This window comes from Photobacterium sp. OFAV2-7 (assembly GCF_022347985.1).
Taxonomy (GTDB): Bacteria; Pseudomonadota; Gammaproteobacteria; order Enterobacterales; family Vibrionaceae; genus Photobacterium.
This window is the reverse complement of the sequence record NZ_JAKRFQ010000008.1, coordinates 24,420-33,119: the sequence shown is the minus strand read 5'-3', so window position 1 is coordinate 33,119 and position 8,700 is coordinate 24,420. Positions and strand designations below refer to the sequence as shown.

Below are 8,700 nucleotides of genomic sequence, written 5' to 3'. Positions count from 1 at the left end.
CAGCCCCGGCTGCTGATTCTTCGGCAGCTGAGAGTATTGACTAGCGACGGTGGAAAAAACGGTTCATCGACAGCTCGTCCATGACTTTCTGCTCCTGCCGCTCCTGCTTGCGCTGGATCTGAGCCAGCCGTTTATCAATGATCTTATCGCCCATCTTGACCTGACAGTGCTGCTCGACCAAACGGCTATTCATACTGCGCAGCTCCACCTGCGACAGCGCTAGCTCCTGACGCTGCAGGTTAGTTAAATTATCCAACTGATGACGAAAACGACCAATCCCCTTGAGCATCAGAGCCGAGGCCTCGCTACCGCTGGCCACTGCATACTGTCCGGACAAACTCTCCAGTAACTCCAGTCGCTGCTGGTGAGCCTGTGCCTGCTGGTTAAGCTCAGCATACTGCTGCTGCAGCTCATCAAATTTCTGCTGCTGCTGATCCCGCCAGCCCTGGACTACCTTCACTCGCTTGTGCACGGTTTACTGCCCTCCCACCAACTGCATCAACTGCTGCTGACTGTCGGCAAGCGGTACCTGCTCCTGCATCCCCTGCTGAAGAAAACCACAGATTTCCGGGTAATAATGCACGGCCATGTCCAGGTTCTGGTCTTGTCCCGGCTGATAGCCGCCAAGGGAGATCAGATCCTGTACCTGACGATAACGGGCATAGAGCTGCTTCACCTGCTGGGCTTTTTTCAGCTGCTCCGGCGCCACAACCTGAGGCATGGCACGGCTGATTGACTGCTCGATATCAATCGCCGGGTAATGTCCCTGCTCGGCCAGTTCTCGGTTAAGGACAATATGGCCATCGAGAATGGCACGCGCGGCATCGGCAATCGGATCCTGCTGATCATCCCCTTCCGACAGCACGGTGTAGAAGGCCGTGATCGACCCGTGCTCCGTCGCGCCGTTACCGGCACGCTCTACCAGCTGCGGCAGCAGGCTAAATACCGACGGCGGATAACCCTTGGTCGCCGGTGGCTCACCCACGGCAAGCGCGATCTCACGCTGCGCCTGGGCATAACGGGTCAGTGAGTCCATCAATAACAGGACATCATGGCCCTGATCTCGAAAGAACTCCGCGATACGGTGGCAGAGTACTGAGGCCCGCAGACGCATCAGCGGCGGATCATCCGCCGGCGAGGCGATCACCACCGCATTCTTCATGCCCTCGGGCCCCAACGAGTGTTCGATAAACTCACGCACCTCACGGCCACGCTCGCCAATCAGCCCCACCACGGTAATTTCCGCGGTGGTATTGCGGGTCATCATCCCAAGCAGCACACTCTTACCGACACCACTGCCGGCAAACAGGCCCATTCGCTGCCCTTTGCCCACACTCAGCATGCCGTTAATCACCCTAACGCCAACATCCAGCTGGGTCGAAATCGGCAGGCGCTGCAACGGGTTGATGGTGTCGCCGTGAAGATTAATTCGCTGCTCTGCCGTAATAGCGCCGCGGCTATCCAACGGCTCGCCGAGCCCGTTAAGTACCCGACCCAGCATGCTATAGCCAACATTGATCTTGCTGTCGCCCTGCAGCGGCAGGACCCGGCTGCCCGGACGCAGTCCGGTCGTATGGCGGATCGGCATCAGTACCGATGCGTTGCGGTCAAAACCGACTACCTCGGCCTCGACCAGGGTGCCGAGATCGGTTTCAATCATACAGCGCTGGCCGGTACTCAGGCGGCAGCCTACCGCTTCCAGCGTCAGCCCGGCCATGCGGGTCAGTCGCCCGTAGGTACGGGCCACCGGGACGTCAGGAACCTGCTCGACCGCCGAGGATAAACGCGCATTCAGTTCCTGGAATAAATCACGCATCGGTCAGTAAACTATCCCGAATTGATTCCATGCAGGCCTCAAGGCGCTCTTCGCTATCGGCGAACGATTCCGAATCACTGGTTACAATTCGGCAGCTACCAATAGCCAGCGAGTCATCCGGCTTGAGGTTCCAGCCACTGACCTGCTCAGGCACCAGTTCCAGTAAGCGCTGGCAGTCCTGCGGGTTGAGGTAGGTGACCAGCTCCGGTTTCTGCTCGGGCATCTGCGCCAGGGTCTCCTCAATCAGGTTCACCATCTGGCTCGGCTTGAGCGTCAGCTCGGCACGGATCACCTGCCGGGCAACCTTCTGGACCAAGTCACAGATCATCTCACTCTGCTGGCGCACATGCTGGTGAAAAACCTGCTGGATCTGTTGCATCAGGTGATCAACCGAGGCCACGGTACCGCCCATCTGCTGCTGCACCTGGGCAACACCTTCGCGGATCCCCTGCTGACGGCCTTGCTCAAGCCCTTGCTGCTGGCCGAACTGCTGGCCCTGGGCCAGTCCTTCCTGGTAACCCTGTTCGTGGCCCTTTTGCTGGCCGTCCTGAAACCCGTTGTTAAATTCGTCCTGGTACGAGCCCGTCGGTTCGTCACCGAACAAATCCTCTTCCGGCTGGACCAGCGGCGGAAAATGATAGTTCCGATACTGCCCTGGCTGGGGGTGAAGAACGGTTACTGCCTGCTTCTTCATTATCACTCCACTACCGGTTCACTAAAGAGCTGCAGCTCGATTTCACCCTCATCGGCCAACTGGCGCAGGGTTGTGATCAACTGCTCGCGTGCTTCTTCCACGGCACTTAGACGAACGCGACCCTTGCCTTCCATTGCCTCGCGAAGGTACTGGGCAGCACGCTTCGGCATGGTTGCGAAAATCTTGTCCAGCAGCACCTGTTCGCTGCCTTTCAGAGCAGTCGCCAGCAGCTCCTGATCGACTTCCTCCACCAGACGCTCCAGGGTATCTTCACTCTGGCGTACCAGAATATCGAAGTTGTACATCTTGCTTTCCAGTGTCGCGACCAGAGCCGGATCCAAGGCCTTCAAACCTGTCATCACCTTCTGGCTCTGCTCGCCCTTCAGACGGTTAATGATTTCGCTGGCTTTCTCGGTACCGTCCACCAAAGTACTGTTCTGCTGGCCGACCTGAGCCAGGAACTTCTCCAACAGAACATGCACCTCATCAATCATATCTGGGTGAATTTCAGTCAGGTTGGCCAGACGGTACAGCAGATCATCCAACCCTTCGGCCGGCAGGCGCGCCAATAGCTGGGTAGCCACCTCGGGTTCCAAATAGGCCAGGAATACCGCCTGCATCTGCGGGTGCTCGCCGGAAATCAGCTCGGCTAACTTAGCCGGTTCCAGCCACTGCAGGCGCTGCAGGTTACGCTTGAGCGAGTCGCCGTAAATCGAATCCAGTAACGGCTGCGACAGAGACAGACCCAGCGCCTTGTTCAGGGTACGCTCCAGATAGCTACGCGAAGCCCCGGAGATCCCCGACTCGCTCTTGAAGTCATTAAAAAAGCGCTGAAAGACTTTTTCCGCCTGATCCTTTTTGACCGCCGGTATCCCGGCCATCGCAATCGAGAGCTGGCGAACCTGCTCACGGTCAAGCTGTTTCAATACGTTCGCTGCCGCTTCTTCACCCATACTCAGCAGCAGAATCGCGGCTTGTTCAATGCCAGGGTTATTCTCAGTTGTCATCTTTCGGTGTGATCCATTGTTTAACGACATGCGCAACGCGCTCGGGCTCTTTCTCGGAGAGCATCTGCAAATAGGATGACTGTGCTTCCAGCCCGGTTTCAGGGCTCGGCAGCTCAGGTAAATCGCTACTTGCCACTACAGAGCTCAGTCCGGCACCCGCATTGTCAGTCGATACCTGCACGGCTGGTGAAGCAGCTTCAGATTCATTGCCAAGGGCCTCGACTGGAACTGCCGGTGCAGTTGTCACCGTGGCTTCATTGGCTGATGAAAGTACCTGCTCCGGCACCATGACATCGGTGGATTTCGTCCCGCCGGCCAGCTGGCGGATCGCAGGTCGAACCACCACCAGCAGGATCACCAGGGCAACCACTGCCGACAAGATATAGCGGAGGTAGTCCAGCCACACCAGTTGAGTCCACCAGGCCGGTTCGTCACCCAGCAAATTAGCTTCAGCCTGGGTAAACGGATAAACAAGAACGGTAAATTTGTCACCGCGCGCCTCGTCGATCCCGATGGAATCTGCCAGCATCTGTTTGATGTCGGCCAACTGCTGGGCACTGAAGGTATCCGGCTGGCCGTTAAGCAGCACAGAAACACTCAGGCGCTTGAGCTGTCCCTGCTGGTAAAGGGTATGCTTCAGGGTGCGGTCCAGTGCGTAATCGCGCGAAGACTCGCTACGCTCATTGCCCCCTTTGTTATCTCCCTCTTCCTCGCCTTCTTCCGGCGGGCGGTTGCTCAGGGCGCCGGGCACCCCTTCGGCCGGCTTGGACAGGCGTCGGTCATAGGTACTGAATTCATTTCGTACCGTTCCCTCAGGCGAATAGCTTTCTTCGGTCGCCTCGGTACGGTCGAAGTTGATGTCTGCAGCGACCTCGACCTGGAAGTTATTCATTCCGACCAACGGACGAAGCATGCGCGAGGCACGTTCAATGTGGCTGCGCTCGAGCTGCTGGACATACTCCAGGTAGCGGCTGCTGCTTCTGCCGTGCTGATCACGATCGCCGATCGCTGCCGACAGCAGGTTGCCTTGCTGGTCAATCACATTGACGCGCTCTGCGGTCAGATCCGGTACACTGCCTGCCACCAGATTGACAATCGCCGTCACCTGCTCGGAGCCCAGGTTCTGACCGGGACGCAGTGACAACACAACAGAGGCCGATGACTGCTCCTTCTCACGGCGGACAAACAAGGTTTGCTTTGGAATGGCCAAATGCACCCGCACGTTGCTAACGGCTTCCAGCGTCATGATACTGCGGGCCAGCTCCCCTTCCAGGCCGTGCCTGTAGCGGGCATTCTCGATAAACTGGCTGGTACCCAGGCTGGAATCCTGCGACAGGATCTCAAGCCCGGTCGGCAGCTGCGCCTCGACACCCGCCGACGCCAGGGCCAGGCGGGCCTTGCCCAGGCTATTGCGCTCCACCATGACATTGCCTTGCTGGGGCTCGATATAAAAGTCCATCCCGCTCTGCTCAAGCACCGACAGCACCTGCGTGCGATCGAACTGTTCGTTCTCGCCATATAGCGGACGGTACTGACTGCCTCCCTGCCAGAGGCCAATCACCACCACCACGGTAACCAATGCGGCAATCACCCCAAGCAATGCGACAAGACGGGCACCGGATAAAACACGTCCCATACTAGAAGGGCTGGCCATATTGGCCAGCCTCTGTTTAATTAATTCACTCACTTAGTTTTTCCCATCACACAGGCATCTTCATGACATCGTCATAGGCGGTCAGGAGCTTGTTACGCACTTGCACCAAAGCGGCGAACGACAGGCTAGCCTTCTGGCTTGCCACCATCGCCCCGACCAAATCGTCACTCTTGCCGGTATCCACTGCCGTCATCAGCGCCGAGGCCTCTTTGCCTTGCTGATCAACATTGTTGAGGGTTTGGGAGATCACTTCGGTAAAACTAACCGAGTTCACTTGGTTAGCCGTTAATGGGTTAGGTGCAATCTGAGTCGTCTCCAGCACATTCATCTGTGCTCGAACCTCACTCATCTGGCTCAATGGCAATTCCATGCTCATTAGTTTGTCTTGCATGTCAGGCTCTCGTGTAGAGTCGGTTAGGAATAGTTAGTATTGGCTACAGTAAAATCTGAATTTTGCCCGGTTAGGATCTGGTCGATATCCAGTCCCTGCTCGCGCATCGTCTGAATCTTGTACCGCAGGGCACGGGTCGAGACTCCCAGCTCTTCGGCCGTTTTGCTCCGGTGGCCGTTAAAGCGACGCAGCGTTTCGATAATGGTGTCGAACTCGGCCAGCTTGCGGCTTTTCTGCAAGCTCGGCTTCGACGGCCTCACACTTGGCTTGCGCGGGCTGACCAAGGCTGAACAAGTATCTGGCGAAGGCGATAACTCCGCCTCTTTGTTTGCCAGCTGAGTAGGCAGCATTAGGTCTTCAGCCCGGATCAGGCAGCCCCGGCTCATCACCAGCGCCCGCTGAATCACGTTCTCAAGCTCGCGGACATTGCCCGGCCAATCATAGTGGCGCAGGGCATCCTGGGCTTCAGGGGTAAATTCAATGGTCGTCTGGGCATTCGGCATATAGCGCATCATCAGATAGCTAGCCAGCGGTACGATGTCATCCTTGCGCTCTTTCAGCGTGGCGCAGTGCAAAGGAAACACATTCAGCCGATAGTAGAGATCGGCCCGGAAACGTCCCTCGGCAACAGCTTGTTCAAGATCACGATTGGTGGCTGCCAGTACCCGGATATCGAGCTTAACCTTCTGGTGGCTGCCCAGGCGTTCCACTTCGCGCTCCTGCAACACCCGCAGCAGCTTGGTCTGCAGCGTCAGCGGCAGCTCGCCGATTTCATCAAGCAGCAGGGTACCGCCATTGGCCACCTCCAGCTTGCCGGGCTGGGCTGACGTCGCACCGGTAAACGCCCCCTTGGTATGACCAAACATAATGGATTCGATCATAGTCTCCGGGATCGCGGCGCAGTTGATTGCCACAAACGGACCAGCCGAACGGGGAGATGATTCATGGATAAAACGCGCCAGCACCTCTTTCCCGGTCCCACTCTCGCCGTTGATCAGCACAGAGGCATCTGTCTGCGCCACCCGCTGGGCCAATTGGAACATCTGCTTGCTCTGGCGTGACTCGGCCACAATCGGTAGCTTCTTCTGCTGTGGCTGAACCAGGCGTTGTACAAGCTGCCCAAGATGCATGTGTCCAAACGGGATCAGCAAGTAATCTGTCGCGCCCTGCTGCAGGGCACGTGTGACCTGCGCGGCATGCTGCAGCTCCGAGAGCACCACGATAGCCCCCTGGTATCGCGGCTGAACCAGCTTCATCAGGTCGGCCGCCTCGGTGCCGTCCACCAGGCAGGTCGGTAGCAGCAGCAGGTCCCATTGCTGTAGCGACAATAGGTGCAGGCAGTCAGCCATGCTGGAGGTCTGAGTTAACTGATACCCAACAGCTTCTCCCTCTACCAGTACCTGTTCCTGGACAGGGTGGTAAGGGTGAAACATCAAAACTTGCCAGTTCTTTTTCATGATCGGCCTACCACTGATTTCTTAATTAAACGGACGCTTACCCGGCGATTCTTTTGCCGCCCTGCCACCTCAGCGTTATCCTCGACAGGATAACGGTCACCGTGGGAGCGGATTTGAAGCATAGAGCGAGGGATACCATACTCAATGAGCAGAGAAGCGACCTCTTCTGCACGCTCTCTGGACATGCGCAACTTCACGCCTGTACGGCCCTGGCTATCTGAGTAGCCATCAACCAGAATCTTGCTAATCGACTGCGTCGCACTGACAAACTCAGCGATCCCCTTCAGTGTCCGATGACTGTTTTTTGACACATCCGATGAGCCAAAATCGAAATAGAAGACATTATTCCTTATCTGCTGATAGTTGACGGGAATTAAGCTGTTGCGACAGGCCACAAACTCTTCGGCAGGAACCTCAAAATTAATATTGGACAAAATAATCTCGTCATTTAATTGACGACCACTATTAATAATCACTTTTATCCAAGAGCCACTTTTCAGGTGTTCAAAAATCGCATCGGCTTTATTAACAATAATTTCACCTGTGGCATTAGAGTTATTAGCATCTCCAAGAGAGTCAATAAACTTGGCATTGTTTGATTCCCAGACCGGAGAGATCTCATACACAGAGTGCAGTACTGTTAGGTTTGTTATCTCATTAGACTTAAGCTCAAGGCGTAATTCTTCTCCAGCTTCAGCTATTAACTTAGCTATTCCAAAGCCTTTTATTTCATGCTCAATTGAGCACAAAGTATTATCACCGGAGAAAGCCCATCGACTATTGTCCAATGCAGATACTTTTACATTTTCCTCGCTATAAACCGAGAAAGAAGCCAATAGTAACAATAGAATAAAACTGCTTTGTCTAACCATCAAAGAGCCTAGAAATAACATAGCTACGGTAAATGCATAACCATACACACAGGCGAAAACCTCCCCGCTCAAAAAGAATTTTCGTCTCGTTAAAAGCTTAATCTTTTAAACAATCAAGCATTTAACCACTTCCACCACCAGGCAGAAAAATGCCACCTACTGGTAAATAGAGCGTATGAAATAATGTGAAGGCAAAGAAGCGCAATCAAAACACCTAGATTCTGACAAAAACACAGAATCAAAATGCCACTAATTGATAATCACCTAGGCGCTTAAGAGCAATTACTTTAAATATTTTTTAGGTGAATAAGAAAACATTAAGAATAATATGTCAACTGTCAATATAATGAACCCATGGAAAAATAAGGTGATGTTTTTTTGACATAGCTGATAACTGTTATATTCGTTTGACAAACCTATTGCTCAAACGGTAGTCTCCCGCGATTGAAATTGGCTTGTTAATTAACATCATAGTCAATAACAGGACGGGTAAATACAAATTATTGATTAAAAACAACACGATTGAGAGCAATAAAATACTATTATCAGAACTGCGCTCTAAATGACTGTTTAAATAATACACAACAAGAATGCTATTTACTCTCTTGTTAATAAGATTTAATAACCGAGTATAACCATTAATATTAATTGTTGTGACCCTGATTCCAGCATTCTAGTAAACATTGTTTAATTAAAATGCGACTAAAGGTTAAATGTTGATTTAAAATTAAATCAACAAGAAAAAGAAACAGTGTTTATTATTTATGAAGATAAATGTCAGCATTGTTTTTATATTCAATTGGCGCTTT

At 53.6% G+C, this 8,700-nt stretch carries 8 protein-coding genes; all 8 read right to left on the bottom strand.

What is annotated here, in order from left to right; translation table 11 throughout:
* Window positions 1–40: 40 nt before the first annotated feature.
* The 8 genes from MHN01_RS02095 to MHN01_RS02060 are packed head-to-tail and all read right to left on the bottom strand — an operon-like array spanning window position 41 to window position 7,939.
* Window positions 41–472 (bottom strand): flagellar export protein FliJ, encoded by a 432-nt coding sequence (locus tag MHN01_RS02095; RefSeq protein WP_239409823.1) that lies wholly within the window; start codon window positions 470–472, stop codon window positions 41–43.
* 3 nt (window positions 473–475) lie between these two features.
* On the bottom strand, window positions 476–1,816 hold the full coding sequence (fliI, locus tag MHN01_RS02090; protein WP_239409822.1) for a flagellar protein export ATPase FliI: 1,341 nt from the start codon (window positions 1,814–1,816) through the stop codon (window positions 476–478).
* A complete protein-coding gene (gene fliH, locus MHN01_RS02085) occupies window positions 1,809–2,510 on the bottom strand; it encodes a flagellar assembly protein FliH (RefSeq protein WP_160656248.1) in 702 nt (233 codons plus the stop codon). The genes fliI and fliH overlap by 8 nt, the downstream gene beginning before the upstream one ends.
* A 2-nt stretch (window positions 2,511–2,512) precedes the next feature.
* Window positions 2,513–3,517 carry a flagellar motor switch protein FliG gene (fliG, locus tag MHN01_RS02080; protein ID WP_239409821.1) on the bottom strand — a complete coding sequence of 335 codons (1,005 nt, stop codon included), beginning with the start codon at window positions 3,515–3,517 and terminating at the stop codon, window positions 2,513–2,515.
* Entirely contained in the window at window positions 3,507–5,204 is a 1,698-nt protein-coding gene (gene fliF / locus MHN01_RS02075) for a flagellar basal-body MS-ring/collar protein FliF (protein WP_239409820.1), read from the bottom strand. Before fliF ends, fliG begins: the two co-directional genes overlap by 11 nt.
* 13 nt (window positions 5,205–5,217) lie before the next feature.
* A complete protein-coding gene (gene fliE / locus MHN01_RS02070; RefSeq protein WP_239409819.1) occupies window positions 5,218–5,562 on the bottom strand; it encodes a flagellar hook-basal body complex protein FliE in 345 nt (114 codons plus the stop codon).
* A gap of 23 nt (window positions 5,563–5,585) precedes the next feature.
* Window positions 5,586–7,019, bottom strand: a complete 1,434-nt coding sequence (locus tag MHN01_RS02065; protein WP_239409818.1) for a sigma-54 dependent transcriptional regulator — start codon at window positions 7,017–7,019, stop codon at window positions 5,586–5,588.
* On the bottom strand, window positions 7,016–7,939 hold the full coding sequence (locus MHN01_RS02060; protein WP_239409817.1) for an OmpA family protein: 924 nt from the start codon (window positions 7,937–7,939) through the stop codon (window positions 7,016–7,018). Before MHN01_RS02060 ends, MHN01_RS02065 begins: the two co-directional genes overlap by 4 nt.
* Window positions 7,940–8,700 lie beyond the last annotated feature (761 nt).

What these genes read in the sequence shown, in the direction of transcription:
- fliG (WP_239409821.1), bottom strand. Translation starts at nt 3,517, where the DNA reads ATGACAACTGAGAATAACCCTGGCATTGAACAAGCCGCGATTCTGCTG.
- MHN01_RS02065 (WP_239409818.1), bottom strand. Translation starts at nt 7,019, where the DNA reads ATGAAAAAGAACTGGCAAGTTTTGATGTTTCACCCTTACCACCCTGTC.
- fliI (WP_239409822.1), bottom strand. Translation starts at nt 1,816, where the DNA reads ATGCGTGATTTATTCCAGGAACTGAATGCGCGTTTATCCTCGGCGGTC.
- fliH (WP_160656248.1), bottom strand. Translation starts at nt 2,510, where the DNA reads ATGAAGAAGCAGGCAGTAACCGTTCTTCACCCCCAGCCAGGGCAGTAT.
- fliE (WP_239409819.1), bottom strand. Translation starts at nt 5,562, where the DNA reads ATGCAAGACAAACTAATGAGCATGGAATTGCCATTGAGCCAGATGAGT.